The 23832-nt window shown below is 65.3% G+C and carries 27 protein-coding genes, 1 tRNA gene and 1 pseudogene; 17 read left to right on the top strand and 12 right to left on the bottom strand.

Going from position 1 to position 23832, the window contains the following annotated elements; all coding sequences use genetic code 11:
• Window positions 1-385: 385 nt before the first annotated feature.
• Window positions 386-949 (bottom strand): TetR/AcrR family transcriptional regulator, encoded by a 564-nt coding sequence (locus QRO93_RS05650; protein WP_180878149.1) that lies wholly within the window; start codon window positions 947-949, stop codon window positions 386-388.
• Window positions 950-1116: 167 nt separating this feature from the next.
• Between QRO93_RS05650 and QRO93_RS05645 the strand changes: the two genes are divergently transcribed.
• Complete coding sequence (locus QRO93_RS05645; protein ID WP_180878150.1) at window positions 1117-1947, top strand: universal stress protein; 831 nt, start codon at window positions 1117-1119, stop codon at window positions 1945-1947.
• Here the strand turns inward: QRO93_RS05645 and QRO93_RS05640 are convergent.
• Entirely contained in the window at window positions 1895-2788 is an 894-nt protein-coding gene (locus tag QRO93_RS05640) for an AraC family transcriptional regulator (RefSeq protein WP_180878151.1), read from the bottom strand. The two genes, QRO93_RS05645 and QRO93_RS05640, sit on opposite strands and share 53 nt — an antisense overlap.
• 97 nt (window positions 2789-2885) lie before the next feature.
• Entirely contained in the window at window positions 2886-3350 is a 465-nt protein-coding gene (locus QRO93_RS05635; RefSeq protein ID WP_180878152.1) for a GNAT family N-acetyltransferase, read from the bottom strand.
• A gap of 163 nt (window positions 3351-3513) precedes the next feature.
• Between QRO93_RS05635 and QRO93_RS05630 the strand changes: the two genes are divergently transcribed.
• The 3 genes from QRO93_RS05630 to QRO93_RS05620 all read left to right on the top strand — a co-directional run bounded on the left by QRO93_RS05630 (window position 3514) and on the right by QRO93_RS05620 (window position 6552).
• Window positions 3514-4404, top strand: coding sequence for a dihydrodipicolinate synthase family protein (locus QRO93_RS05630; protein WP_180878153.1), 891 nt, complete (start codon window positions 3514-3516; stop codon window positions 4402-4404).
• A 217-nt stretch (window positions 4405-4621) separates the two neighbouring features.
• Complete coding sequence (locus QRO93_RS05625) at window positions 4622-5650, top strand: acyltransferase (protein ID WP_180878154.1); 1029 nt, start codon at window positions 4622-4624, stop codon at window positions 5648-5650.
• A 401-nt stretch (window positions 5651-6051) separates the two neighbouring features.
• Window positions 6052-6552 carry a hypothetical protein gene (locus QRO93_RS05620; RefSeq protein ID WP_180878155.1) on the top strand — a complete coding sequence of 167 codons (501 nt, stop codon included), beginning with the start codon at window positions 6052-6054 and terminating at the stop codon, window positions 6550-6552.
• A 109-nt stretch (window positions 6553-6661) separates the two neighbouring features.
• Here QRO93_RS05620 and QRO93_RS05615 read toward each other — a convergent pair whose 3' ends face one another.
• Window positions 6662-7177 (bottom strand): hypothetical protein, encoded by a 516-nt coding sequence (locus QRO93_RS05615; protein ID WP_180878156.1) that lies wholly within the window; start codon window positions 7175-7177, stop codon window positions 6662-6664.
• Window positions 7178-7773: 596 nt separating this feature from the next.
• Between QRO93_RS05615 and QRO93_RS05610 the strand changes: the two genes are divergently transcribed.
• Window positions 7774-8139, top strand: a complete 366-nt coding sequence (locus tag QRO93_RS05610; RefSeq protein ID WP_180878157.1) for a DUF6713 family protein — start codon at window positions 7774-7776, stop codon at window positions 8137-8139.
• Between the two features lie 74 nt (window positions 8140-8213).
• Here QRO93_RS05610 and QRO93_RS21610 read toward each other — a convergent pair.
• Window positions 8214-8520: pseudogene (locus QRO93_RS21610) on the bottom strand (hypothetical protein); the annotation flags it as partial.
• A gap of 297 nt (window positions 8521-8817) precedes the next feature.
• Between QRO93_RS21610 and QRO93_RS05605 the strand changes: the two are divergent.
• Window positions 8818-9726 (top strand): sel1 repeat family protein, encoded by a 909-nt coding sequence (locus QRO93_RS05605; protein WP_180878158.1) that lies wholly within the window; start codon window positions 8818-8820, stop codon window positions 9724-9726.
• 717 nt (window positions 9727-10443) lie between these two features.
• On the opposite strand, the gene QRO93_RS05600 is transcribed toward QRO93_RS05605, so the two are convergent.
• Window positions 10444-10605 (bottom strand): hypothetical protein, encoded by a 162-nt coding sequence (locus QRO93_RS05600; RefSeq protein ID WP_180878159.1) that lies wholly within the window; start codon window positions 10603-10605, stop codon window positions 10444-10446.
• Window positions 10606-10708: 103 nt separating this feature from the next.
• A complete protein-coding gene (locus QRO93_RS05595) occupies window positions 10709-10936 on the bottom strand; it encodes a hypothetical protein (RefSeq protein WP_180878160.1) in 228 nt (75 codons plus the stop codon).
• Window positions 10937-11028: 92 nt separating this feature from the next.
• Between QRO93_RS05595 and QRO93_RS05590 the strand changes: the two genes are divergently transcribed.
• Entirely contained in the window at window positions 11029-11268 is a 240-nt protein-coding gene (locus QRO93_RS05590; protein WP_285303993.1) for a tyrosine-type recombinase/integrase, read from the top strand.
• Window positions 11269-11361: 93 nt separating this feature from the next.
• Here the strand turns inward: QRO93_RS05590 and QRO93_RS05585 are convergent.
• Window positions 11362-11438, bottom strand: a tRNA-Arg gene (locus QRO93_RS05585).
• 183 nt (window positions 11439-11621) lie between these two features.
• Between QRO93_RS05585 and QRO93_RS05580 the strand changes: the two genes are divergently transcribed.
• The 7 genes from QRO93_RS05580 (at window position 11622) to QRO93_RS05550 (ending at window position 18275) form a co-directional block, all read left to right on the top strand.
• The gene (locus QRO93_RS05580; RefSeq protein WP_180878161.1) at window positions 11622-13154 is read left to right on the top strand and encodes an aldehyde dehydrogenase family protein; all 1533 of its coding nucleotides are present in this window, start codon (window positions 11622-11624) and stop codon (window positions 13152-13154) included.
• Window positions 13154-13957, top strand: a complete 804-nt coding sequence (locus tag QRO93_RS05575) for an SDR family NAD(P)-dependent oxidoreductase (RefSeq protein ID WP_180878162.1) — start codon at window positions 13154-13156, stop codon at window positions 13955-13957. The genes QRO93_RS05580 and QRO93_RS05575 overlap by 1 nt, the downstream gene beginning before the upstream one ends.
• Window positions 13958-14160: 203 nt before the next feature.
• Window positions 14161-14445, top strand: coding sequence for a DUF4190 domain-containing protein (locus tag QRO93_RS05570; protein ID WP_006435840.1), 285 nt, complete (start codon window positions 14161-14163; stop codon window positions 14443-14445).
• A gap of 5 nt (window positions 14446-14450) precedes the next feature.
• Window positions 14451-15221, top strand: a complete 771-nt coding sequence (locus QRO93_RS05565) for a class I SAM-dependent methyltransferase (RefSeq protein ID WP_180878163.1) — start codon at window positions 14451-14453, stop codon at window positions 15219-15221.
• 8 nt (window positions 15222-15229) lie between these two features.
• On the top strand, window positions 15230-16285 hold the full coding sequence (locus tag QRO93_RS05560; protein ID WP_180878164.1) for a quinone-dependent dihydroorotate dehydrogenase: 1056 nt from the start codon (window positions 15230-15232) through the stop codon (window positions 16283-16285).
• Between the two features lie 8 nt (window positions 16286-16293).
• On the top strand, window positions 16294-17355 hold the full coding sequence (gene murB / locus QRO93_RS05555) for a UDP-N-acetylmuramate dehydrogenase (protein WP_180878165.1): 1062 nt from the start codon (window positions 16294-16296) through the stop codon (window positions 17353-17355).
• 32 nt (window positions 17356-17387) lie between these two features.
• Entirely contained in the window at window positions 17388-18275 is an 888-nt protein-coding gene (locus tag QRO93_RS05550) for a DMT family transporter (RefSeq protein WP_053449565.1), read from the top strand.
• Between the two features lie 76 nt (window positions 18276-18351).
• Here QRO93_RS05550 and QRO93_RS05545 read toward each other — a convergent pair whose 3' ends face one another.
• From QRO93_RS05545 to QRO93_RS05530, 4 genes are all read right to left on the bottom strand, one after another.
• Window positions 18352-19356 carry an aminoglycoside phosphotransferase family protein gene (locus QRO93_RS05545; protein ID WP_180878166.1) on the bottom strand — a complete coding sequence of 335 codons (1005 nt, stop codon included), beginning with the start codon at window positions 19354-19356 and terminating at the stop codon, window positions 18352-18354.
• A 98-nt stretch (window positions 19357-19454) separates the two neighbouring features.
• Window positions 19455-20489 (bottom strand): DUF418 domain-containing protein, encoded by a 1035-nt coding sequence (locus tag QRO93_RS05540; RefSeq protein ID WP_180878167.1) that lies wholly within the window; start codon window positions 20487-20489, stop codon window positions 19455-19457.
• On the bottom strand, window positions 20486-21076 hold the full coding sequence (locus QRO93_RS05535; RefSeq protein ID WP_180878168.1) for a TetR/AcrR family transcriptional regulator: 591 nt from the start codon (window positions 21074-21076) through the stop codon (window positions 20486-20488). The genes QRO93_RS05540 and QRO93_RS05535 overlap by 4 nt, the downstream gene beginning before the upstream one ends.
• Window positions 21077-21173: 97 nt before the next feature.
• Window positions 21174-21977 carry an APH(3')-II family aminoglycoside O-phosphotransferase gene (locus QRO93_RS05530; protein ID WP_164086031.1) on the bottom strand — a complete coding sequence of 268 codons (804 nt, stop codon included), beginning with the start codon at window positions 21975-21977 and terminating at the stop codon, window positions 21174-21176.
• Window positions 21978-22105: 128 nt separating this feature from the next.
• Between QRO93_RS05530 and QRO93_RS05525 the strand changes: the two genes are divergently transcribed.
• Genes QRO93_RS05525 through QRO93_RS05515 form a run of 3 tightly spaced genes read left to right on the top strand, consistent with a single transcriptional unit; the run spans window position 22106 to window position 23771 of the window.
• Window positions 22106-22282: a hypothetical protein gene (locus tag QRO93_RS05525; protein ID WP_239510792.1), complete on the top strand. Its 177-nt coding sequence runs from the start codon at window positions 22106-22108 to the stop codon at window positions 22280-22282.
• A gap of 14 nt (window positions 22283-22296) precedes the next feature.
• Window positions 22297-23025, top strand: coding sequence for a GNAT family N-acetyltransferase (locus QRO93_RS05520; RefSeq protein WP_164086032.1), 729 nt, complete (start codon window positions 22297-22299; stop codon window positions 23023-23025).
• A 29-nt stretch (window positions 23026-23054) separates the two neighbouring features.
• Complete coding sequence (locus tag QRO93_RS05515; protein ID WP_164086033.1) at window positions 23055-23771, top strand: SDR family oxidoreductase; 717 nt, start codon at window positions 23055-23057, stop codon at window positions 23769-23771.
• The last annotated feature ends 61 nt before the right edge of the window (window positions 23772-23832 follow it).

Below are 23832 nucleotides of genomic sequence, written 5' to 3'. Positions count from 1 at the left end.
CGCATCCACCGCCCGCGCTTTCGCGCGACGTCGTCGACTGCCACATGGTTGATTTCCCCGTCGTCGACCCTTGCCGGGCCGAAGGTCAGTGGGTGACCAGCAACGAATTCCCCGGTGCGGCGGCACACATGACTGCGTGTTCCGCCGGGTCCGTGGCGATCTGCTTCGTCCCTTGTCCCCGGTTGGTCAGGCACATATAACTGTGACGACCATAACATATTGCAAACAATTATGTGATGAAGATCACATTCACATTTGCAGAGTCTGGCGTCAGCTCCACGCGTCCAGTTATAGCGGGCACACAGCTTCGGGCCGGGCACGATTCCGGCAGCCGCCGCCTACTTTCCGGCAAAACACCACGCAGATTCGGCAGCGGTATAGGGCCTCAGGGCTGCTTCGCGCCTCGCAGGAAGGACGCCAGCAGCGTCGACGCTGCCATCGCCGGCGCCAACCGGCCGCGCGCCAGTGACCAGGTGGTGCCGTAGAAGCAGGTCCAGTAGAAGTCGGCCAGCCACACGGCGGTGAATCCGAGATTGAACACGCCGGATTTCTGGCCGCGCAGGAAAAAAGCCTCGAAACGCTCGCCAATCGGCGCCCAGCGCCCGGGCAGCAGATGCAGATCGCCCTGGCGCTGCTGCTCTTCCATCATGCGCGCGAACAGCAGCGTCACCAGCTCCCAATCGGCCAGCAACACCTCGGTCACGCGTTCCAGCACCTGCATCGCGTCGGCATCCGCGTCGAACCAGGTGGCCGCCGCCTCCAGCCGTTCAAACCCCGCCGCAAACAATGCCTCGTCGATCGCTTCGCGGGTGGGCGCGAACCGGTACAGCGTCGCCCGGCTGATACCGGCACCGCTGGCCAGTTCGCTGAGCGTGCAGCGCGGGTGGCTGACCAGCGTGGCTGCGAGGGCATGGTGCAGGTCGCGGCGGGAACGTGCGGCAGGACGCATGGAAGTACCGGATTCGGGATGCCTCACGCTAGCATGAATCATCAATTAATGAACTGAATCAAAGATGATTCATCAGAATCACGATTGAGCTACAACTGCAGTGCGTCCGGTGCACCCGGGTCGGTGCACGCAGGGATCGCGTCACAGGCATCGAAGGAGACAACGCCATGCTGCATCCGCTACGCGACATTGCCGTGCTGTTCGATGCCAGCGACACCGGGCACCGGGTCCTGAACATCGCCGCCCGGCTGGCGCAGGTCCAGCAGTCCCACCTGATCGCGGTCTCCACCGCCCAGCACCCCACCGACATCGCCAGCGGCTTCGCCCGGGGTGCCGGCATTGCCGCTGCACTCGACCATGAAGCACGTGCCGATGCCGCCTGCACCGCGCAGCTGATGCAGAACCTGCGCGCGGCCGCCGAGCCGCTGCGGATCAGCACCGAGCTGCGCATCGTTTCGGACTATCTGGGCGGCGCTGATCTGTCCCTGCACTCGCTGTACTGCGACCTGATCGTCGCCGGCTATCCACACACGCCGGGTGCGCCCAGCGGCTGGCACCCGCTCGGCACGCTGCGCCAGACCGGCGTGCCGATGCTGCTGGTGCCGCCGCACTGGCGCGGCGAACAGGTTGGCCAGCGCATCGTGGTCGCCTGGAATGCCAGCAAGCAGGCACGCCGCGCGGTGGCCGATGCGCTTCCCCTGCTCGCCCGCGCGCAGGCCGTGCACCTGCTGATGGTCGACACCCCCAAGGCGGAGGCCGCACCGGGCGCCGAAATGGCCCAGCACCTGGCCCGGCATGGGGTCGAGGTCGAGATCCAGGCGGTCAATTCCACACAGGGCGGCGTTGCCGCAACCATCCGACAGCATGTCCTCGATGCCGAAGCGGACCTGCTGGTGCTGGGCCCCTACAGCCGCAGCCGGGTGGTGGAACGCGTGCTCGGCGGAGTCACCGAGAACCTGCTGGCCGAAGTTCCGGCACCGCTGTTCGTATCCCACTAGCGAGGCCCTGCCCCGCGCGGCGGTAGGCGGTCAACGATTGCCCGGTATGCCGCCGGAAATAGCGGCACAGGTAGGACGCATCCTCGAAGCACAGGCGCTCGGCAATGCGTCCGATCGGCAGTTCGCTGTAGCTCAGCCATGCCTTGATCTCCAGCACCGCCTGGCGGTCGATCAGCGCCTTCGGCGATTGGCCGAAGCACTCGCGGGTCAGCTGTGACAGATAGAACGGGGTGATGCACAGCGCCTCGGCGTAGGACTGCACGTCACGCTGGCGCGTGCTGCGCTGGCCGACCAGCTCCCAGAAGTTCCAGGCCAGGCGCTCACGCCGGCTGATCTGCGCTGTGGGCGCGCCCTTCGCCGGCAGCAGCGTGGCGAATTTGAGAAAGAAGGTCTGCAGCAGAGCGCGCAGCATCACATGCCGATACCGGCCGCCGGTGTGGTGTGCATCCATCAGCTGCTGCAGCCAGCCCTGCAGCAACGGCACCTCCAGCGGTGACGGCGTGCAATGGGGCTGCTGCTGCAGAAACTTGAACAGCGCGTTGGGCAGTACATAGGCCACTTCGGACGCCAGCGCCTTCGGCATCAGGCAGACCACCGCCAGGAAGCCGCGCGAGCGCTGCCGCAACAACGCCAGCGTGTCCTCGGCCAGCACCAGCACGTCGTGCCGCTGCACCGCCACCTCACGGAAGTCAAGGGCGAAGCGCGCACGCCCCGACACGCAGACCAGCACCGCGAGACAGGCGTGCCCGAACGACAGCGGGACGCCCTGGCCCTCGGCCAGCGTGCTGACCTCCAGGCGCGTGGATTCGTCCTGATCCAGAAGCTGGGGTATGCGGTCCATGAGCGGATCCGGCTGGATTCCGGAGCCGAGCATACCGGGCCCAGCCCATCTGTTGTGAAAAGTACCGAAGGCATCAAGGCCCGTCACGCGGCGCCCGTCATCCGCCACCGCGCTGCATGAACAGCAAGTCGGGCGTCGAGGCATCGTCCACGGGCCGGAATCCGAGGTCGCGATACAGCGCCACCGCCGCGGGATTGTCCCGATAGACCCGCAGGGTCAGGCGCTGTACGCCCGGAGATTGCAGGGCCTCGGCGATCATCAGCTGCATCAGCACGCGCCCCAGCCCGCGCCCCCGTGCCTGGGGCGAAACGATGATCCGGCCCAGATGGGCGGTGCCGGGTTCGCTCAACCAGTACTGGCCGAAGCCTACGCAGTCGCCCTGCCCGTCCAGCAGCACCCGCCCCGGGCGAGTGCCCAGCCCAAGCACCTGCGCGAACGCTCCGGCCGGCACAGGGAATGCGACACCCGGGCCGGCCCAGCGCTGCGTGGCTGCGGCCGAATCGAGCCAACGGGCGATGCGCGCGTAGTGCGAAGGCTGGACCGGCTGCAGCTGCATGGGCATGGCGATACGTGCATGACGTGGATGTCCATTGTGCGTGCTCCAGGACGCGCCGTCACACCGCAGCACAGCTCTTGAATTTTGTCCTAGGACAATAAACAATTCCGGGCGTCCACACGCCTGCCGCCCGACGGCAGCCTGTCTCTTTCTCACTCCCGGGTATCCCATGTTCAGAGGCCTCAGCGCGTTTCCGCTTACTCCGCTCAGTGGAGATGACATCGACACACGCGCTTTTGCCGCACTGGTCGAGCGCCTGGCCGCGTCCGGGGTGGACTCGATGGGCATTCTTGGCTCCACCGGCAGCTATGCCTATCTGGAGAAAGCCGAGCGCAAGCGCGTGCTGCGCCAGGCCCTCGCCCGTGCCGGCGGCGTACCGGTGATCGTCGGCGTCGGCGCCCTGCGCACCCGCGACGTGCTGGAACTGGCCAGGGATGCCGAAGATGCCGGCGCTGCCGGCCTGCTGCTGGCACCGGTGTCCTACCAGCCGTTGAAGGAACATGAGGTCTACACACTCTTCGAATCGGTGAGCATGGCAGTGCGCACCCCGATCTGCGTCTACGACAATCCCGGCACCACCCGCTTCCAGTTCTCCGATGAACTGCATGGGCGGATCGCCGCGCTGCCCAACATCGGCTCGGTCAAGATCCCCCGCCTCTCCGACAATCCGGTCGAAGCCGCGGCAAGGGTCGCAGCGTTGCGCGCCCACATCCCTGCACACGTCACGCTGGGGATCAGTGGTGACGCCGCCGCCGTGCGCGGACTGGCCGCGGGCTGTGATGGCTGGTACTCGGTGATCGCTGGCCTGTTCCCCGAGGCAGCGCTGCGGATCACCCACGCTGCGCGCAGCGGTGACATGCCCGCCGCTGAGGCGGCATCCGCGCGGTTGGCACCGCTCTGGGCGCTGTACGATCGCTTCGGCGGCATCCGCGTGATGGCATGCGCTGCCGCGCTGATGGGCCTGTGTAGTGACGACTGCCTGCCGCGGCCGCTGCTTGGGCTGCAGGGCAATGACCGGGCGCAGGTGGCCGAAGTACTGGAAGGCCTGGGGCTGCGCTAGACGCAGAGATCGGGCGCGAAAGCAGCCGTGCAGGAGGTCACGCCGGCCCGATTGGAAGGGGCGACATCGCTCTTGAGAACAGGCTTGCATGGCTCAGTACGATCATCCTGCGGGGCGCGCGTGACCGGATCAGAACCAACGGTCATCTTCCAGCCATAGCAGGGACCCGGGTAGCGGCCAGTGGCACAATAAGCGTCGATGCCATGGAGGGGAGTCCATGCGATACAACCCTGCGCTGGACGGCCTGCGGGCTGTCGCTGTAATGCTGGTGCTGGCCTTCCATGCGCGGTTGTTCGGTGGATTTGGCGGCTTCTTCGGCGTGGACGTCTTCTTCGTCCTGTCCGGCTACTTGATCACGCGCATCCTCGCCGAGCAGCACGCAGCAACAGGATCGCTGCGCATTGGCGCCTTCTACGCGCGTCGCCTGCGCCGGCTCTACCCAGCCCTTCTACTACTGCTGGCCGTTTACCTGGCCGCGGCGCCATGGGTGTTCCCGGAACATGCCAACCACCTGCGTGACGCAGCTGTTGCCGGGCTCTATCTCTCCGACTATGGCTTCGCCCTCTGGCGGGTGCCGTGGTACCTGCAGCACACCTGGAGCCTGTCCGTTGAGGAACACTTCTACCTGGTGTGGCCGATGGTGCTGATGGTGGTGTTCCGGCTGCCAAGGCACTGGTGGGCACCCGCCGTTTTCCTCCTGGCAATCGCAGCCACACTCTGGCGTTGGCACGTGGCGCTGAACGACGACGCCTGGTATCAGCCCTACTACCGGTTCGACACCCGGCTGTCAGGGATCCTGCTCGGCGCCGCAGCTGGCCTGTGGAACCCGTCCCTACCCAAGGCAGCCGCTCCAATGGGTGCGCTGCTGCTTGGGATCGCCGTGACCCAGGCTCACGTGAAGGAAATGGCGGCCCTCACATCATGGATGGCCATGGCAGAGATCGGCGCGGCATTGCTTGTCCTGGGGGCCCACCACGTGCGTGCCCTTTGCTGGACCCCACTGGTATGGGTCGGAAAGCTGTCCTATGGCATCTACCTCTGGCACTTCCCAATCATGTATTGGCTGCGCGGGCAGGATATTTCGGGCTGGAGCAGCATGCTCATCGGATCCGGGGCGGCAGTCCTCTGCGCGGCGGCGTCCTACTACACGGTCGAACGTATCAGCCGATCAGGCCGGGCTCACACCGCAGAAACTGCGCGGGTTGACCAGGCTGGCACGCTCGGCCGCGATGCAGGCATCCGATAGCGCGCTGGCGCGCAGGTAAACGAGGTCCATTCTGCCGGCGAATGGTCCAATTCTCTGGATATGCGGGAGGTCGTGGGAAATGACGTTGTTCTAGCAACTTCCAAACCCTTGATTCATGGCAGCTCCGACCCGATTCGGGCGGGCGACCAGGGAATGATTGCCCTAGACGGCAAGAGGGGGGATGCCCTTTTTGTTTTATTTGCAGTTTCACCTGCAGATCCCGTGCCATTTTGGAACGGCAGTTATCCGAAGCGGTGAGAATTGCGGTCGACGGCGCGACCTCACAGTACCAATGCCGACCGGGCGAAGGCCGACATTCGCAGGCCAGTTTACAGGACATACCCTGAGACCAATAATTCTGCCGAAGCCGGGCATTCCTGGCTCACGCTACGGAGGGCTGTATGGAACTGAGTGGATTTCTGCTGATCCTCGGCATGGCCGCCGAGCCGGGGAACCCGGCTGCACCGAAAGCTCCGGCAAGTGAGGAGGTCACTGCGGCGATTGCGGAGGCAACAGAAGCGGCTGACACCTTCGCGGACTGCGCAGGATGGTGGGATTTCATGTCGACCTGGGAAATGAAGGCCGGGCGCTCCGCATCCGCAGAGCAGTTCAGGAACATGGGCAACGGAGCGCAGGCCGCGGCGCTGTGGCTGCATGCACAGGCATACGCATTGACCGCAACCAAACCGGCCAGGTACAGCGCGTGGTTGCCCATGGTTGCCCCTCGACGTTCTGCCGCCGCGACAAGAGCTGCAGCCATGGCCGAACACGGCGATATCGACTTTGCCCGTGCAGAAGGTGAGCGCTGCCGAGCAATGCTTGGAGCGCAGCAGCACGCCATAGACGACATCCGCAGGGATGCCGTTCAACGTGAGCTGGATGCTTCGACGCCGACCAAGTGATCCGCACCTGACTACTACAGGCAGGATCGTCCCCGCGTGAGCGGGGACACCACTTTGCATCTCCCCAAGGTCCCTCGCCATGTCCTCTGCAGCGCAGCCTTACCCAGCACTAAGCTGGCGGCGCCGCATGACGGTGGTAGGTCGCTGCTCCGTTTTGATAGCGAATGGTGACCGGTGGATTGATGTTCATGGCACCAGCATCACCTGCATGATCCCCCATGTAGGCCGTCGAGGTTCCAGCGGGCATGCGGACGCAGATCAAGTTGAACCTTGGACCGCTCTCCTTTTCGGCTTTTATCGTCAGAACCTTGAGCACCGTATGGCAGCAGGAGCATGGGAATTCATTCAATTCGATTCCAACTGAGCTACCAAAATTCTTCGAGCTCTTCAGCCCCGTCCACCAGCACGCAAGCAGCTTCATTTCCGCGTGACTCTTGCACTGGCTGGAAACTTCTGCGCCTTTGGCATTTCCATAATTGAGATTCAGCCCTTTGAAAAGAGCGGCCGCATCTATCAGTTCATCAGCACCAGACACAGTATTCTTATGCGTGAACGTTTCATCGTATAGCGTTGCCACTGTGCTGTGCTGGCTGGCCGAACCACCACCCTTGCCCTTGGGGCTCATCGCAGCATCTCCCATTCCAGGAGACATTCAAATACTCGATGGACAGGCGCGAATCACGCCAATTCGTCTCACGTATCCAGCCGAAGGCCCTTAAACCTCGCTCGCAATCAGGTCGCGAGCCGATGCTCGTAGATGGGTGCCGCTCGTCTTCGAAGATTCAATAGAGCGCGGCCAGGACGGTCGGGCCCGGGTTGAAACAGGTGTCGACATGCTTCTGCCTTCCGGAACGCGCACCGTGCGGCCATAGCTGCGGGCGTTGACCTGACCAGAGCCCGGGTTCCAGTCCCGGCGATCGAACAAGAACAGCACCGGACTGTCGAACCACTGCAACTCTTTGATTCTGGTGACCCCGGCCCGATTCGAACGGGCGACCTTTAGGAGGGGGATTGCATGCTCTTCTAATTCAATGACTTGCGGATCAACTGCGACCACGCTGCGCCCAAGCGGTCCTTCGGGCGGGGTTTCGTAGCTGGCGGCTTGGTGGGCTCTCGCGCGTCCTTGATGCACTGCAGCTCTCCCCGCCTCGATCAAACGCCTCCCTGCTCGGCAACTGAAACCGGCCGTTAGACTTCGCGAACCCTCGGACGGAAAGCTCCATGGAACGGTGGTATCTGGCAACACTCGTGGCATTGATCCTGCACCAGATTGACGCCGCGTTCTGGCACGAATGGGACATGTTCCGCGTCCCCGGTGGCATCCAAGGTTTCCTTGTCTTCAACCTAGTCGCTGTCGGCGCCCTGCTGCACGGGTATCGCCAAGTCGCGCTGGCCAAGCCGTCCGCGCGAGCTTATGCCCGCCTGTGCGGGATAGTAGGTGCCGGCACAGCAGCAATCCACTTCGCATTTGCCGCTGCTGGCCGTGAGGAATTCCATCTCCCTCTGTCCATCGCAGCTCTAGCCGCATGCCTCATTGCCGGCGTCGGCCTGCTGCTAAGCAGCCAGAAACCGGCCACTGGTCAGTAGCCGCGGCCTAGCTTGGCGCCCCCTGCCCCTGCCCCCACCCACATCATTCATCGGATCCTTCGCCCCGGGCTTCGTGGCGGGGGCGGTTGGATCGGCGTGCTGTCGGTCAAGCGGGCCATGGCCTCACGAAGGGGCAGATCTGGATAGAGCCTGGCCGCGCACCAGCGCTCGCCGTAACGCTTTACCTGCCGGACGTTGGCGGCCCGCACTTCCTTGACGTCCCCTGCCTTCCATCCATAGCCTGACCCCGGGCCCGCCGTCGAGCGTGACGCTAGCCGTCTCGCGCCCGTTGTACCAGAGCGCCCAGCGCTCACCGATCTGGACCCAGCCAGAGGGGGTCGGGGCGGTGCGGAAGCCTTGGTAGCCGTGCGAGGGAAGCATGGCCGGAAGGATACGACCGGCGGTCGCAGATCCTGCGAACGCAGCAGCGCTCTGCCTGAATCGTTTGGCGAAGGAACCGTTAAGGCCTGCATCGGCGATTTGACGAGATCGCCCATCTGCCCGAATCGGAGAGTCGAGCCTGACTCGACTCTATGCCGGCGCAGCAAAGTTTGCTTGCTGTAGGAAATTACCTACAAGAGGAGTGATCCTTTACCTATTGCAGCAACCGATTGAATGTTGCGACCGTCGAGATAGCATGCTTGCTCATCTACCGACTGGCGCGTAATGGAGAACCCGATGCCAAATCCATCCCTAAAGTACAGCTTTGTCTATCAGTGCTTGCGCCTGTCAAAGTTCGCACTCATCGCCTGCATGGTCACCTCATGCTCAGATAAGAATGATGATGTTCAACAGGTGAGCGGTACACCGAAGAATGAAGCACCCGCCGCTACTGCAGAGCTTCGAGGTATCTCTCCAAAGCCAACAGCAATCGATACCAATCTCCAATCTGCACAGCGCCTACCAGATGCTCCCGTGAAAGATCTGTATCCGGCGCTCCGCAATAGAGCAGAAGCTGGAGATCTGGAAGCAAAACGACAGCTGTTCTTGTTACTCAACGAGTGCCGCGTTGCAATGCAGTCAGACAGGCAACTTGACTACTCCGATAGTCAAGTCTCTCCAGAAATTCTCAAAGCCAGTGGGAAGACACGAGAGCAATACTTGGCCGATCAAAAAATGAGTACCCTCGCTTTCACCGAAGAGAAGCTCAAGCAATGTGAGGGCATCCCAGGCGATGCACTAAAGGAAACGTCCCGATGGCTGAAGGAGGCTGCGCAAGGGGGCGACTCCTACGCGCGGCTGGTCTACTACAACTACATGGATATCATCGTTGGAGATCAGCAGGAACAAGCAGCATCGGCCGAAAAAGTTAAGCAGTTCAATGACGACTCATATCGCTATATCAAAAGTGTAGCCGACACCGGCAACCCGGATGGGCTCTTCACTCTGGGAACTGCGTATCAGCGCGGCATCATTACGCCGAAGGACCCGATCCTTGCCTACGCCTACAAAAAGGCTGCTGGAGAGCTGACTCCCATCGGTGGAAACGAGCAGATGCTGGACCTCATGGCACAGTCCATGACTCCGACTGATCTAAGGAAGGCCAATCAACTGGCCGCTACGCTGGCACAGAGGAGCAAGAGATGAAAATCAGGCTTACGGCAGCATTCCTGTTGGTCTTTCTGCTAGGAGTAGCGGTTTACGTGCATGCCCAAGTGCGAGGAACTAGAAACATCGGGACTTATCCCTGTAATAACTGCGCACTGGGCTATCCGAGAATCGACCCACACACCTCAAATGAGCTTACTCTCGCCATAGCAAGTTTCAACAGACTTGTTGCTCTTGAGTCTCTGTCGATAGCCCCCGGTGACGTCATAACAATGTGTAACGGAACTGCTTGTGTTGGCTATGAAGTTACGTTGGGCGGAGATGGATACATGGGAGTCAAGTATGAAGCCCAAGCCAGTACTACTCCTTTGAATCCTAGCGGAAATGCTAATGGCACCGGCTCAGGAACTGGCCATGGAAGCGGTCAAGGCGTCGGGAATCCGGGCGGCGCCAATCCAGGCAGTGGTTGCTATGGCAGTTGTGGCGGAGGACAAACCGGCACAGTGACAGCCGGCCCTGACTCACCGCTCCCGAAACTCCCTAAGGGCTCACAAGAGCTCTAGCGTCCGAAAGCCCTCCCGACCGAGCCCCAGCGGGCGGCTACCCATCCACCGCCCGCCGGCGGCTACGTGGCCCCACCATCCCCCCAGCGGCGCTGTAACCACCGCTGCGGGCGAGGTCGCCGCCTTCCAGATCGCCTTGTACTGATACAGACTCTGCGCCAGGTGCCAGCGCGCCAGCAGTGCCGCGTGTGCCTCATGCGGCGGCCTGGCCCATGTCCGCGCTGACCTGAATCATGTTCGTTGCGGTCAGGGTTCCGACGATCAAACGCGCGCCGTCAAAGCCAATGCCATTGATCCTTCCCGTGCTGGTGTATGCCACGGAAGGGTGGGCCATCGTGTCCGTATTGACCTTCATTGCAGGCGTAGTGGTGACGGGCCTCATCACGGACAGCGATGGGCTGACCGCGCTGCCCGGCCGGCGCCATCGGGCGACACCACTCTGTGGGGTCGGAATGACCCTAGGGTGCTTCGAAGTCCAGGCCCGGCCGCCCGCCCTGGCAGGCTGGGCATTTGCGCAGGTGTATGTCGCTACCATTCGCGCCATAGGTCTCCCCGCAGGGCTTGCAGTGCAGGACATAGATGGACTGCCCGTGGTCCGTGCCAGGGAGGCCGGTGGCGCGGATGTTCTCCTGCTTGTTCCGGTTGATGAAGCCGATCTTGGTGGTGCCTTTGTCGACCCTAGCCATGGATTCGCTCCCTGAGATCTGCCGGCAGTGTAGTCGTACACGCAACGCCCACGAGTGGCGGCTGGGCGCTTCGCCGCCTACCCGATCCGCTGGTGGCCGTGCACAGGGACACGCTCTCCGATTGGTTCACCTCGGATGCCAAGCGTGCGGGAATCGGTGGCAGCCTCCACCGGCTACGGCACACCTTCTGCGCCCACATGGTGATCGCCGGGGTTCCGTTGCGAAGGGTGCAGATTCTGGCCGGGCACGCTGATTACGCCACGACTGAGAAGTTCTACGCCCACCTAACGCCTGAAGGCGACGATGGCGCAGTCGCGAAGCTCAAGTACTGAGCGGGACCATTGGGACCACTGGGACCAAATCCTGTGGATATGCGGGAAACAGTGGGAATTGCTCACCACTGAGCCCGCCTAAGCTATTGATTCTGGTGACCCCGGCCCGATTCGAACGGGCGACCTTCCCCTTAGGAGGGGGACGCTCTATCCAGCTGAGCTACGGGGCCATGCAGCCGGGAAGTTTACAGGCAACACGCCCTGCCCTCCAAGCATTCATGTTCCACCCAGCTGCGCTGGCGCGTTGCACCATGGCCGCATGGGCCGCTCTGCTACCATCGGCGATTCAGTTCATCGCGTCCCCCACCTGCCCGCGATGGCACCAAACAACGTAACGAAACACAGGAGTCTGCATGTCTTCCGAGCTGCTCAAGTCCCTTGGCCTGGACGCGATCAACGCTGGCACGTACCTGGGCAACGGGGAGTGGTCGAGCGCGACCAGCGGTGAGCTGATCACCCCGGTCAACCCGACCACCGGCGAGCCGATCGCGCAGGTCCGCGCCACCACCGAGGCCGAGTACGACACCGTCGTCGCCCGTGCCCAGGAAGCCTTCAAGATCTGGCGCACCACCCCGGCGCCGCGCCGCGGCGAAGCCGTGCGCCTGTGCGGCGAAGCGCTGCGCAAGCACAAGGATGCCCTCGGTTCGCTGGTGGCCCTGGAAATGGGCAAGAGCAAGCCGGAAGGCGATGGCGAAGTGCAGGAGATGATCGACATTGCCGATTTCGCCGTCGGCCAGAGCCGCATGCTGTACGGCTACACCATGCATTCCGAGCGCCCCGGCCACCGCATGTACGAGCAGTACCACCCGCTGGGCCTGGTCGGCATCATTTCGGCCTTCAACTTCCCGGTCGCGGTGTGGAGCTGGAATTCGTTCCTGGCCGCCATCTGTGGCGACGTGTGCATCTGGAAGCCGTCCAACAAGACCCCGCTGACCGCCATCGCCTCGCTGAAGATCTGCAACGAAGCGCTGCGCGAGGCCGGCTTCCCGGACATCTTCTTCCTGATCAACGATGCCGGTACCGCGCTGTCGGAAAAGATGGTCGATGACCGTCGCGTGCCGCTGATCAGCTTCACCGGCTCGACCCAGGTCGGCCGCACGGTCAACGAGAAGGTGGCGCGCCGCCTTGGCCGCTGCCTGCTGGAGCTGGGCGGCAACAACGCCATCATCCTGGACGAAACCGCCGACCTGAAGCTGGCCGTGCCGGGCATCGTGTTCGGTGCGGTCGGTACCGCCGGCCAGCGCTGCACCACTACCCGCCGCCTGATCGTGCACCGCTCGATCTACGCCGACGTACTGGCCACGCTGGTGAAGGCCTACAAGCAGGTGGAAGGGAAGATCGGCGACCCGACCGACGCCGCCAACCTGATGGGCCCGTTGAACAGTGACGGCGCCGTGCAGCAGTTCCTCGATGCCATCGCCCAGGCCAAGGCCGCCGGCGGCACCATCGAAACCGGTGGCACCCGCATCGACCGCGCCGGCAACTTCGTCCTGCCGGCGATTGTCTCCGGCCTGAAGAACAGCGACGCCGTGGTCCAGCATGAGACCTTCGCGCCGATCCTGTACGTGATGCCGTACGACAGCCTCGACGAAGCCATCGACATGCAGAACGGCGTGCCGCAGGGCCTGTCGTCCTCGATCTTCACCACCAACCTGAAGACCGCCGAGAAGTTCCTGTCGGCCGCCGGCAGCGACTGCGGCATCGCCAACATCAACATCGGCACGTCCGGTGCGGAAATCGGTGGCGCCTTCGGTGGCGAGAAGGACACCGGCGGTGGCCGCGAGTCCGGCTCGGATGCCTGGAAGGTCTACATGCGCCGCCAGACCAACACCATCAACTATTCGGATTCGCTGCCGCTGGCCCAGGGCATCAAGTTCGACCTGTGATGGACAACGCCGCACCCACGGCACCGGATCGGATCCCCAGCGGGGCTCCGATCCTTGATTACAGCGGCCGCCGCGTGCTGATCGCTGGCGGCAGCAAGGGCATCGGTCGTGAAATGGCGCTGGCGTTTGCCGGCGCCGGTGCGCAGGTTTCGGTCTGCGCCCGCGGCCAGTCCGGCCTGGACGCGCTGCGCGCCGATGCAACCGCACAGGGCGTCTCACTGCACACGTTCGCCGCCGACCTGGCCGACATCGGTCAGATCCAGGGCTGGCTGCAGGCCGCCGCCGACGCACTCGGTGGCATCGACGTGCTGGTCAACAATGCCACCGGCTACGGCATGGCCGACGACGAGGACGGATGGGCGGCCAGCCTGCAGGTCGACCTGATGGCGGCGGTGCGGGCCTCGCGGCTGGCCTTGCCGTGGCTGCGCATGTCCGACGACGCCTGCATCCTCAATCTGTCTTCGATTGCCGCGCAGCAGCCGCGCCCCGGTGGCGCGCCCTATGCTGCGGCCAAGGCTGCGCTCTCGCACTACACCACCTCGCAGGCGTTGGCGCTGGCCAAGGACCGGATCCGGGTCAATGCCATCGCGCCCGGCTCGATCGAGTTCGACGACGGCCTGTGGGACCGCCGCCGCAGCGAAGATCCCGCGCTGTACCACGGCACCCTGGCGAAGATTCCGTTCGGCCGCTTCGGCCATCCGCGCGAGATCGCCGATGCCGCGCTGTTCCTGTGCTCGCCGCTGGCGCGCTGGATCACCGGCAGCGTGCTCAACGTGGATGGCGGCCAGGTGCTGATGGGCTGACACCGGCATCCCGGTAGCTGCCAACCTTGGTTGGCATGCCTTTCGTCGACCAAGGTCGACGCCTACCTGGCTGGAATGCCTTTCGTCGACCAAGGTCGACTTCTGCCGTAGCGGCCAACCTTGGTTGGCGCCCTTGGATTCACCGGGCATGGGATTGCCCGGGCAGAGGCACTATCATGTGCACACTGCCAAGGAGGACCCCGATGAGCGTGGCACCCCGACAGACAAGCGCCCTGGCCGTGGTCAGCCTGGTCATGGGCATCGCCAGCTGGACCGTCCTGCCCTTCGTGGCCAGCATCGTCGCCATCGTCACCGGCCACATGGCCCGCGCCGAAATCCGCCGCCGCCCGCTTGAACTTGAAGGTGACGGCCTGGCCGTCACCGGCCTGGTGCTGGGCTGGGTGATGGTCGGTGCGGTGATCGCCGCGATCCTGGTCTTCATCCTGTTCTTCGGCGGCCTGGCCTGGCTCGCCGCTGTATCGAACTGACCGCCATGACCGCCTCCGACAGCACTGAACGCTTCAGCAGCCGCGTCGCCGACTACGTCCGCTACCGGCCCGATTACCCGCCCGCGCTGCTGCAATGGCTGCACGACCCGATGGGCGTCAGCCATCAGGCGCAGGTGGCCGACATCGGCGCCGGCACCGGCATTTCCAGCCGCCTGTTCCTGGCCACCGGCCATCCGGTGGTGGCCGTTGAGCCGAATGCGGCCATGCGCGGCGCCGCCGAAGCATGGCTGGCACCGCAGTATCCGCAGTTCCGTGCGGTCGACGGCCGCGCCGAAGCAACCGGCCTGGATGATGCCAGCATCGATCTGGTGAGCGTCGCGCAGGCCTTCCACTGGTTCGACACCGTGGCAGTGCGCGCCGAGTGGCAGCGCATCCTGCGCCCTGGCGGCCAGGCACTGATCTACTGGAACTCGCGCCTGCTCGACGCCAGCCCGTTCCTGGTCGGCTACGAGCAGCTGCTGCTGGACTACGGCACCGACTACAGCGCGGTGGCCGAACGCTACCAGGACGACGCCACCATGCAGGCCTGGTTCGGTAGTGGGCTGCGCGGCATGGTGCAGCTGCCGAACGTGCAGTACCTGGACCTGGACGCCCTGCGCGGTCGCCTGTTGTCTTCTTCCTACGCACCGCAACCTGGTCATCCGCGCCACGCGCCGATGATCGATGCCCTGCAGGACCTGTTCGCCGCCCACGCGGTCGACGGCCAGGTCGCTTTTGAATATCAAACCCGAGCCTTCCTCGGCACGCTGGACTGAACCGACGCATGTATTCGCTTGCCCGCCCCTTCCTGTTCTCGCTCGACGCCGAGCGCGCCCACGGCCTCGGCCTGTCCGCACTGGACCTGGCCTATCGCACCGGCACCACGCCGCTGCTGGCCGCCCGCATCGCGCCGCTGCCGAGCACCGTGTTCGGGCTGACCTTCCCCAATCCGGTCGGCCTGGCCGCCGGCCTGGACAAGAACGGCGAGCACATCGATGCGCTGTTCGCACTCGGCTTCGGCTTCGTCGAGATCGGCACCATCACCCCGCGCCCGCAGGCCGGCAATCCACAGCCGCGCCTGTTCCGCCTGCCGGAACACAACGCGATCATCAACCGCATGGGCTTCAACAATGCGGGCGTGGATGCGCTGGTGCGCAACGTCGAGCGCGCGCGCAACCGCCGTGGCCTGCTCGGCATCAACATCGGCAAGAACAAGGACACCCCCAACGAACAGGCCGTGGATGACTACATCGCCTGCCTGGACAAGGTGTACCCGTTGGCGGACTACATCACCGTCAACATCTCCTCGCCCAACACCGCCGGCCTGCGTGAACTGCAGGAGGAAACCGCGCTGCGCCAGCTGGTCAGCCAGCTGCGCGACCGCCAGGAGGCACTGGCCGCACAGCACGGCCGCCGCGTGCCGATGCTGGTGAAGGTGGCGCCGGACCTGAGCGAGCGTGACATCGATGCCGCTGCGCGCGTGCTGGGCGAACTGAAGGTGGACGGCGTGATCGCCACCAACACCACCGTCGACCACAGCAAGGTGGCCGGCGACCCGTTGGCCAACGAAGCCGGCGGCCTGTCCGGCGCACCGGTGCTGGAGCAGTCCACGCTGGTGCTGCGCCGCCTGCGCGCGCGCCTGCCCGAATCGGTGCCGCTGGTCGGTGTCGGCGGCATCCTGTCCGGTGCCGATGCAGTGGCCAAGATGGCCGCCGGTGCCGCGCTGGTGCAGTGCTACAGCGGCCTGATCTTCCGTGGCCCTGCCCTGGTCTCCGAGTGCGTGGAGGCGATCCGTCGCCGCCGCGAAGCGCCCAGCCGTGGCGCGGTGGCGCCGCTGTGAGCGCGCCCATGGACACCACCGACGGCACCGCACCGCTGCGCTGGACACTCACCCGCAATGCACCGCTGCAGGCGCTGAACACTTTCCACGTGCAGGCCAGCGCCGCACAGCTGCTGGAACTGCACGACCCCACACTGTTGCCGGACGTGCTGGCACTGCCCGAGGTGGGCAACGGCCCGCTGCTGGTGCTGGGCAGCGGCAGCAACGTGCTGATCGCCGAGGACCTGCCCGGCACCGTGCTGGTGTTCGGCAACCGTGATATCAGCTTCCTCGAACACCGCGCCGACCATGCGGTGATCCGTGCCGGTGCGGGCGTGCCCTGGCATGGCCTGGTGATGTGGTCGCTGCAGGAGGGCCTGTCCGGGCTGGAAAACCTGGCGCTGATTCCCGGCACCGCCGGTGCCGCGCCGATCCAGAACATCGGTGCCTATGGCGCACAGATCGGCGAATTCATCCAGGCCGTCGAAGCCTGGGACTGCCACGAGCAGGCCTGGGTGCGGCTGGACAACGAACAGTGCGGCTTCGGATACCGCGACAGCGTGTTCAAGCAGCAGATGGACCGCTACCTGATCACCGCCATCGAACTGAAACTGCCGCTGCTGCATGACCTGCGCATGGACTACGCCGGCATCCGCGAGGAACTGCAGGCGCAGGGCGTGGAACTGCCCGGCGCGGTGGACGTGGCCAATGCAGTGATCGCGATCCGCCGCCGCAAGCTGCCCGACCCCGACGTGCTCGGCAACGCTGGCAGCTTCTTCAAGAATCCGGTGTTGCCGCTGGAACAGGTCGACGTACTGCTGCAGCATTTCCCGGATCTGCCGGTGTTCCCGTCCGACCAGGAAGGCAAGCGCAAGGTCTCGGCCGCCTGGATGATCGAATCCTGTGGCTGGAAGGGTTTCCGCGAGGGCGATGCCGGGGTGGCGCCCAGCCACGCACTGGTACTGGTCAACCACGGCAACGCCACTGGCGCTGAACTGCTGGCATTGGCACGCCGCATCTCGGCCTCGGTGCTGGAGAAGTTCGGCGTGCCGATCGAACCGGAGCCCCGCCTGCTCGGCGCGCAGTGGTGAACACCCCCACCCTCTCCCCAGGCGCCACCCCGATGCGGGCGGCGCTGCTGATGCTCGGCAGCACGATGGCGTTCGGCCTGATGGCAGTGGCGATCCGCTATGCCACCCGCTACGTGCCAACCCAGGAAGTGGCGTTCTTCCGCAACGCCTTCGGCCTGCTCGCACTGTTGCCGATGCTGCTGCGCCCGGGCCACGCGCCGCTGAAAACCCAGCAGTTGCCGCGTTATTTCCTGCGCAGCGCGATCGGCCTGGGCTCGATGCTGTGCGCCTTCTGGGCGCTGGGCCATCTGCCGCTGGCGCAGGCGGTCTCCCTGTCCTACTCCACCCCGCTGTTCGTCACGATTGCGGCGGTACTGTGGTTGGGCGAAACCGTGCGCGTGCGTCGCTGGGCAGCGGTGGTGGTCGGCTTCATCGGCGTGCTGGTGATCGTGCGACCGGGTACCGCTGGCTTCACCGCCGGCAGCCTGGTAGCGGTGGCCGCCGCCCTGCTCAGTTCGCTGGTGGCGATCCAGATCAAGCAGCTCACCCGCGTCGACAGCGCCGACACCGTGGTGCTCTACACCTACGTGTTCTGGGTGCCGCTGTCGCTGGTCCCGGCCCTGTTCGTCTGGGTCTGGCCAACCGGCACTGCCTGGCTGTGGCTGCTGGCCACCGGCGTGCTGGGCACCATCGGCCAGCTGTTGTGGACACGCGCGTTGCGCCTGGGCGAAGTCTCGGCACTGACCCCGATCAGCTTCCTGCAGCTGCCGCTGGTGACGCTGTTTGGCTGGCTGCTGTTCAACGAAAGCGTGGACCGCTGGACGATCACCGGCGCCGGCATCATCCTTGCCGCCAACGCCTACATCGCCCACCGCGAAGCCGTGCTGTCACGCCGCGCCGCCAGTGCCGCCGCCTCCGCCGCAGCCAAACCGGCCGAGTAGGTCCCCCTGTAGAGTCGAGCCATGCTCGACTCATCGCGCGCAGCGCGAAGCCTCATCAATGACGGGTGACGTGCGTTTACAGCGCCCGATACGCCCGCTCCGCCGCATCGAACACATTACCCGGAGCAAACTGCTCGCCCAGGTAATGCAGTGATTGCCGGCGCAACTGCGGCGAACGCTCCTCGCCATCACTGCCCAGCAGGACCTGCTGGAACTCGATCAGGTCCTGCAGGATGCGCCAGTGCCGGTACCACGCGATCCAGCGCGGATCTCCCAGGTCGTTGCCATAGCCTGCTGCGAAATCCAGCGGATTCTCGCGACCCCAACGCCCACCCACGGCGCCACCGATGAACATCAGGTCGCGCTCGCGTGGCGCCAGCGACAGGCCATCCCAATCGATCAGATGCAGGCCGCCATCGTTCCCCATCAGTAGATTGCCGGCATGCAGGTCGGTGTGGCACAGGTGCAGATCGACCGGTGCATCCTTCAATGCAGCATGCAGCTCCAGCGCGTTCGCATGCAGCGCCGCGATGCGCGCATGCTGCTGATCCCAGACCGAAGCGAATGCGCGGCCCAGTCCATCCTGCGCCACCGCCAGCCCTTCCCCCACCAGCCACTGCCCCACCGTTTCCAGTGCGGCGGTTTCCAGCCGCACGGTGGGCAATGCCTGCTGCAGCGCCGGCGGCAGCTGCGCCGCGTGCAGGCGCTGCAGCACGTCGCCCAGCCGCTGCCACTGCGTGCGGCTCAGCGCCGCCTCGAAGCCGGACTGCCCTTCGATGTAGGGGAACAAGGTGAACTGCAAGCCCCAGCGCTGCACCGACGCGCCCCCCGTCAACGCCGGCCAGGGCGCGACGATTTCATCGATACCCAACGTGCCGCGCAACCAGTGCAGGCTGTCCCACACCGCTGGATCGACCTGGTAGGTGCGGCACTTCAACCACCATTGCCCGCGCCGCGCATCCACGCGGTACACGCTGGCGCTGGCATCGGCGCCCACCGGGCGTGGCACCACTGCGGTAGCGGTGATGCCATAGGATTGCTGCAGGACTTCGCCGAGATGCTGCGCCGAAGCGAATGACATGGATGCAAACGGAAAGTATTACCTGCCGCTACTATCGCAGATGCGTTGGCTGCGACACAGACATGTCCGTCACACCCTTGTGCGTCGCGAGCAATGGACTAGCCGGCGACGCGCCGCATCAGCGCTTCCAGGGGACCGCGCGCGAACTGCCATGACCACAGCCACGCCGCGCCGGTCGCCAGCAGCAGGAACAGCAGCGCCCACAGCAGCACCGAGGCGAGCGAGGCACGGCCATCCAGCAGGCCCAGGCTTTCCAGCGTGCCCATGCCCAGCAGGATATGCCCGACGTACAGGGTCAGGGTCATTCGCCCGGCCGCAGTGAACGGTGCCAACCACTCGCCCGGGCGTAGACGCGCCAGCCACAGGCAGGCTGCGATGACACTGCAGGCCGCTCCTGCGCCCGTCAGCACATAGGCCGGCCCCGGCGGCATCGGCTGTGTTCCCAGCCACGGCTGCCAGGGCGTTCCCTGCGCCAGTTGCTGCACGCCATGCCCGGCGCCGATCAGCAGCAGGCCCAGCACCAGCAGTGCGCGCTGCACCCGAGGCTGCGACAACGGCAGGCGCGCCAGCAGCATGCCCAGCAGGAAGAAGCACAGCCACGGCAGCAACGGATGGAAGCCGTTGAACAACAGGTTGCGCGCCATGCCGGGCCACTGCCACAGGCCGGCATACTCCAGTGTCTGCCAGTTCCAGCCTTCGCTGTAGTCCCACTGCAGCAGCGCCCAGAACGAACCGGCGGCCAGGCCGGCGATGCTGGCCAGCAACAGCCATGGCGACGCACGCAGCCACAGCACCGCCAGTGCGAAGTACACCGCGTAGTAATGCAGGATATCGGCCGGGAACAGTGTCAGATTGAGCAGCCCCAGCAACAGCAGGAACAGTGCGCGCCGCCAGGTCTGCACGCTGGCCGACCACCATCCCTGCCGCTGCGTGGCCAGCACCAGGCCCAGCCCGGCCAGCGTAACGAAGGTGGCCGAGGCCTTGCCTTCCAGCAGGTGGAAGAAGCCTGCCAACCCACCCGTACCCTCTGCGGGCACGGCCATCGCCAGGCGGAAATTGACCAGCACCATGCCGGCCAGCGCGAGGTAGCGTGCCAGATCCAGGCCGTGCAGGCGCCGGTCATCGGCGCTCATGCACGTGATCCCAGCAGCCGTGCCAGCAGTTCGAGGTCCAGCGCAGCTTCCTCCACGCTGCCGGCTTCACCCAGGCCCTGGCGCAGCGCATCGCTTTCGATGGCATCCAGCAACACCTGCGCCTGCAATGCCGGGGCCAGCGCAGGGCGCCGCCGCTCGCGCCGCGCAATGCCCTGCAGCGCATCGCCCAACACCTGTTGAAGCTGCCTGCGGTTGGCCGCGAAGGCCTCGGCGACGGCAGGGTTGCGTGCGCTCTCGGCCAGCACCTCGACCGCGAGCGTTGCCCACTCCGGTTGCCGGCACAACGCGTGGAAGTCCTGCAGGAATGCCAGCACCTGCGCGCGCTCGCCGTCGGCCGCCGCCAGCCGCTGCAGCATCGGAGCCAGTTCCTCGCTTTCGGCCACGGCCACCGCAAGGATGATCGCCTCCTTGCCCGGGAAGTGGTTGTAGAGATTGCCCAGGCTGACACCGGCCGCCTGCGCGATGTCGCGCATGCTGGTCTGGTGGAACCCCTTGGCGAGGAAGCACTGCAGGGCCGCCTGCAGGATCAGGGTCACGCGCTGCCCATTGCGGTCGATTCGGCTCATGGCGCAAATAGCGAACGAACGTTCGTCCATTTTAAAGAATAAAGAGGTCCGCCGGCAGGGCAGCGTTCAGCCCCGCCCCACGCCGCCCTGCGCGGCTTCAGAAGAACTCGTCGAGCAGACGATAGAACGCCAGCCGCCGTTCGTCGGCCTCAACGCCATAGCGGCGGAACAGCGGCGCGACCCAACGGGTGTCGCCGAAGTTGTGGACCAGGCTGCGCGCGGCCAGCGCCAGATCCTGATAGCGATCGGCCACGCCCAGCCGGCCACAATCGATGAAACCGCTGAAGCGGCCCTCGGCTGCCAACAGGTTTGGCAGGCAGGCGTCGCCATGGCAGACCACCAGATCCTCGTGATCAGGCCGGGTGGCGCGCAGTTCGGCGAACACCTGCTGCGCGCTCTGCCCCAGGCGTTCGTCATCGAAGTCATCGGCGTCGACCAGGCCCGCCTCGACACGTGCCTGTGCGGCCTGCAGGCGCGAGGCCAGCCGCTGGTCGAACGGACAAGTCGCCACCGGCAGGGCATGCAGGCCCCGCAGCGCATCGGCCAGCAGCTCCACCAGGTGCTGGGGCGCGAGCGCCGGCGACGAGGCCAGATCGTGGCCGGGCAACGCACTCATCAGCAGCCAGCGCCGCCCCGCCTCCTCGGCGGTAGCGATCACCGTCGGCGCCGGCTGGCCCTGCACCTGCAGCCAGCGCAGGCGCGCTATCTCGTCGCCCAGCTCACTGAAGGCGTCGATCACTTCCGATTTCAGGAAGGCATCGGCCTGCCCTGGACGATGCACGCGGGCAACGTCCGCACGCGATACACCGATCGACTGCCGTTCAATGCGCGCGTCGGCCAGCGCTTCCTGCCAGGCGTGAGGCAGGGGCATGCCATCCATGCGCGCGTGGGTTGCTTCCATGCCGGGGAACGCCTGTTGCCGATGACTGCACGGATTCTCGCTCATCCGGCATGCCCCCCGTCAACAGCACCAATGATGGAGCTGTGCCTGGCGCGCTGAACATTCCCATTACGGAACGGCATGCATGGATGGACGAACGGCCACGCGCCGTCCACATTGTCGCCGACTGCCACGGGCCCTGCTGCGTGCTGTCCAACGATGCGCTGGCGATGCTGGACGAGGCCGGACTGGCGGCGCAGCAGCTCCCCGCCGGCTACCCCGAATGGAAGGCGTCCGGCCTGCAGGTGGATCTGCCCCGGCACTGAGCGAGACCACTGTCATGGATGATGCGTTTGCCCCGATGATCGATGCCAGCTGGCGGCGCATCTGCGCGGGTGAGCGCATGCTGCAGGACGATCCCCTGCTGTACCTGGCCTGCAGCGATGATTTAGACGAGGGTGAGGACGGCATGCTGCTGCAACCGTTTGCTGGTCCTGCGCGCGCGGTGCTGCGCCCAGTCCTGGCGGAACGCCTGCAACTGTACGCACGCGCGCATTGGACACTCGCACAGCTGCGGCAGCGGCTGATCGACGTCGGCCAGCGCACGCATGGCGCCGACCGCCTCTTCTATTTCCCTGCTGCAGAACTTGCGGCACTGGCCGAGCACCCTGCACCGCCCCACATCCGCCGCCTCGCTCCAGCCGACACTGCTGTGTTCAGTGCGTTCCAGGCCAGCGCCAGCAAGGAGGATCTCGATGCGGCCTGGGTCGAGCTCGACCACTGGCAGGTGTTCGGTGCCTTCGACGGCGAGCAGCTGGTCGCGGCCGGCAGCCTGTACCCGTGGAGCCTGGATCCGGCACTCGCCGACATGGGCGTGCTGACACTGCCCGAAGCCCGTGGGCGCGGTCATGCACGCCGGCTCGTGCAGACGATGGCCATATCCGCCCAGGCCTCCGGGTTGCAGCCGCAGTACCGATGCCAGCTCGACAACACGGCCTCCATCACCACTGCCGAACGCAGCGGCCTGCGCGCGTTCGGCGACTGGGACCTCATCCTGGCGGCCCACTGATGCCGCCACTGCACAACCAAGGAAGCAACATGAAATTGATGATCATCGGCGCTAGCAGAGGCCTGGGACGCGCGTTCGTGGAAGGCCTCTGTGCCCCGGGTGACACTGTGATTGGTGTCTCGCGCACCCGCCCGCGCGGCATCGCCTGCCCTGACGACGTCACCCTGCAATGGATCGAAGCAGACCTGTCCCGGCCCACCGCAGCGGCCGACCATATCGCAGCGCAGGCACCGGCCGATATCGATGTGCTGATCCACAACCTGGGCATCTGGGAAGACAAGGCCTTCAGCGACGAGTACGCGTTTCTCGATGAAAGCGATGCCGCGCTCGCGCAGCTGGTCGACGTCAACATCACCGCCACCCTGATGCTGCTGCAGCGCCTGTTGCCCCGTGTATTGAATGCAGCACGGCCACAGCTGGTGCTGACCGGTTCGACCTCGGCACTGCCGCGCAGCGGCCGCCCGGAAGTGGCCTTCGGCGCTTCGAAGTTCGCGCTCAACGGCATCGCCGATGCGCTGCGCGAAGGCTTCCGCGAGCGTCGCCTGGCGGTCACCAGCCTGCAGCTGGGCTATCTCAATACCGACGATGCACTGTCGGTACCGGTGGCTGACGCCGCAGCGCGCGGCGAAGGCGGGCTGGTACCCGTACACGACGTGGTGACCATGGTGCGTGCACTGCTGCAGCTGTCGCCCTCAGGCTTCGTGCGCGAACTGGTGCTGCCCGCCATCGCCGACCCGCGCTACTGACCACGGCGGCCAGCGGCGGGAGGCGTCAGTGGCCGCGCGCGCGGCCGTGGTTTACCCTGCT

The sequence above is a fragment of the Stenotrophomonas maltophilia group sp. Smal17 genome (genome assembly GCF_030237045.1).
Taxonomy (GTDB): Bacteria; Pseudomonadota; Gammaproteobacteria; order Xanthomonadales; family Xanthomonadaceae; genus Stenotrophomonas; species Stenotrophomonas forensis.
This window is presented reverse-complemented; position numbering and strand designations above follow the sequence as displayed.

What these genes read in the sequence shown, in the direction of transcription:
- QRO93_RS05525 (WP_239510792.1), top strand. Translation starts at nt 22,106, where the DNA reads ATGGACGAACGGCCACGCGCCGTCCACATTGTCGCCGACTGCCACGGG.
- QRO93_RS05575 (WP_180878162.1), top strand. Translation starts at nt 13,154, where the DNA reads ATGGACAACGCCGCACCCACGGCACCGGATCGGATCCCCAGCGGGGCT.
- QRO93_RS05570 (WP_006435840.1), top strand. Translation starts at nt 14,161, where the DNA reads ATGAGCGTGGCACCCCGACAGACAAGCGCCCTGGCCGTGGTCAGCCTG.
- QRO93_RS05520 (WP_164086032.1), top strand. Translation starts at nt 22,297, where the DNA reads ATGGATGATGCGTTTGCCCCGATGATCGATGCCAGCTGGCGGCGCATC.
- QRO93_RS05615 (WP_180878156.1), bottom strand. Translation starts at nt 7,177, where the DNA reads ATGAGCCCCAAGGGCAAGGGTGGTGGTTCGGCCAGCCAGCACAGCACA.
- QRO93_RS05540 (WP_180878167.1), bottom strand. Translation starts at nt 20,489, where the DNA reads ATGAGCGCCGATGACCGGCGCCTGCACGGCCTGGATCTGGCACGCTAC.
- QRO93_RS05550 (WP_053449565.1), top strand. Translation starts at nt 17,388, where the DNA reads ATGCGGGCGGCGCTGCTGATGCTCGGCAGCACGATGGCGTTCGGCCTG.
- QRO93_RS05610 (WP_180878157.1), top strand. Translation starts at nt 7,774, where the DNA reads ATGGAACGGTGGTATCTGGCAACACTCGTGGCATTGATCCTGCACCAG.
- QRO93_RS05635 (WP_180878152.1), bottom strand. Translation starts at nt 3,350, where the DNA reads ATGCCCATGCAGCTGCAGCCGGTCCAGCCTTCGCACTACGCGCGCATC.
- QRO93_RS05515 (WP_164086033.1), top strand. Translation starts at nt 23,055, where the DNA reads ATGAAATTGATGATCATCGGCGCTAGCAGAGGCCTGGGACGCGCGTTC.
- QRO93_RS05605 (WP_180878158.1), top strand. Translation starts at nt 8,818, where the DNA reads ATGCCAAATCCATCCCTAAAGTACAGCTTTGTCTATCAGTGCTTGCGC.
- QRO93_RS05650 (WP_180878149.1), bottom strand. Translation starts at nt 949, where the DNA reads ATGCGTCCTGCCGCACGTTCCCGCCGCGACCTGCACCATGCCCTCGCA.
- QRO93_RS05535 (WP_180878168.1), bottom strand. Translation starts at nt 21,076, where the DNA reads ATGAGCCGAATCGACCGCAATGGGCAGCGCGTGACCCTGATCCTGCAG.
- QRO93_RS05645 (WP_180878150.1), top strand. Translation starts at nt 1,117, where the DNA reads ATGCTGCATCCGCTACGCGACATTGCCGTGCTGTTCGATGCCAGCGAC.
- QRO93_RS05630 (WP_180878153.1), top strand. Translation starts at nt 3,514, where the DNA reads ATGTTCAGAGGCCTCAGCGCGTTTCCGCTTACTCCGCTCAGTGGAGAT.
- QRO93_RS05580 (WP_180878161.1), top strand. Translation starts at nt 11,622, where the DNA reads ATGTCTTCCGAGCTGCTCAAGTCCCTTGGCCTGGACGCGATCAACGCT.
- QRO93_RS05560 (WP_180878164.1), top strand. Translation starts at nt 15,230, where the DNA reads ATGTATTCGCTTGCCCGCCCCTTCCTGTTCTCGCTCGACGCCGAGCGC.
- QRO93_RS05595 (WP_180878160.1), bottom strand. Translation starts at nt 10,936, where the DNA reads ATGGCTAGGGTCGACAAAGGCACCACCAAGATCGGCTTCATCAACCGG.
- QRO93_RS05640 (WP_180878151.1), bottom strand. Translation starts at nt 2,788, where the DNA reads ATGGACCGCATACCCCAGCTTCTGGATCAGGACGAATCCACGCGCCTG.
- murB (WP_180878165.1), top strand. Translation starts at nt 16,294, where the DNA reads ATGGACACCACCGACGGCACCGCACCGCTGCGCTGGACACTCACCCGC.
- QRO93_RS05565 (WP_180878163.1), top strand. Translation starts at nt 14,451, where the DNA reads ATGACCGCCTCCGACAGCACTGAACGCTTCAGCAGCCGCGTCGCCGAC.
- QRO93_RS05545 (WP_180878166.1), bottom strand. Translation starts at nt 19,356, where the DNA reads ATGTCATTCGCTTCGGCGCAGCATCTCGGCGAAGTCCTGCAGCAATCC.
- QRO93_RS05625 (WP_180878154.1), top strand. Translation starts at nt 4,622, where the DNA reads ATGCGATACAACCCTGCGCTGGACGGCCTGCGGGCTGTCGCTGTAATG.
- QRO93_RS05530 (WP_164086031.1), bottom strand. Translation starts at nt 21,977, where the DNA reads ATGGAAGCAACCCACGCGCGCATGGATGGCATGCCCCTGCCTCACGCC.
- QRO93_RS05620 (WP_180878155.1), top strand. Translation starts at nt 6,052, where the DNA reads ATGGAACTGAGTGGATTTCTGCTGATCCTCGGCATGGCCGCCGAGCCG.
- QRO93_RS05600 (WP_180878159.1), bottom strand. Translation starts at nt 10,605, where the DNA reads ATGAAGGTCAATACGGACACGATGGCCCACCCTTCCGTGGCATACACC.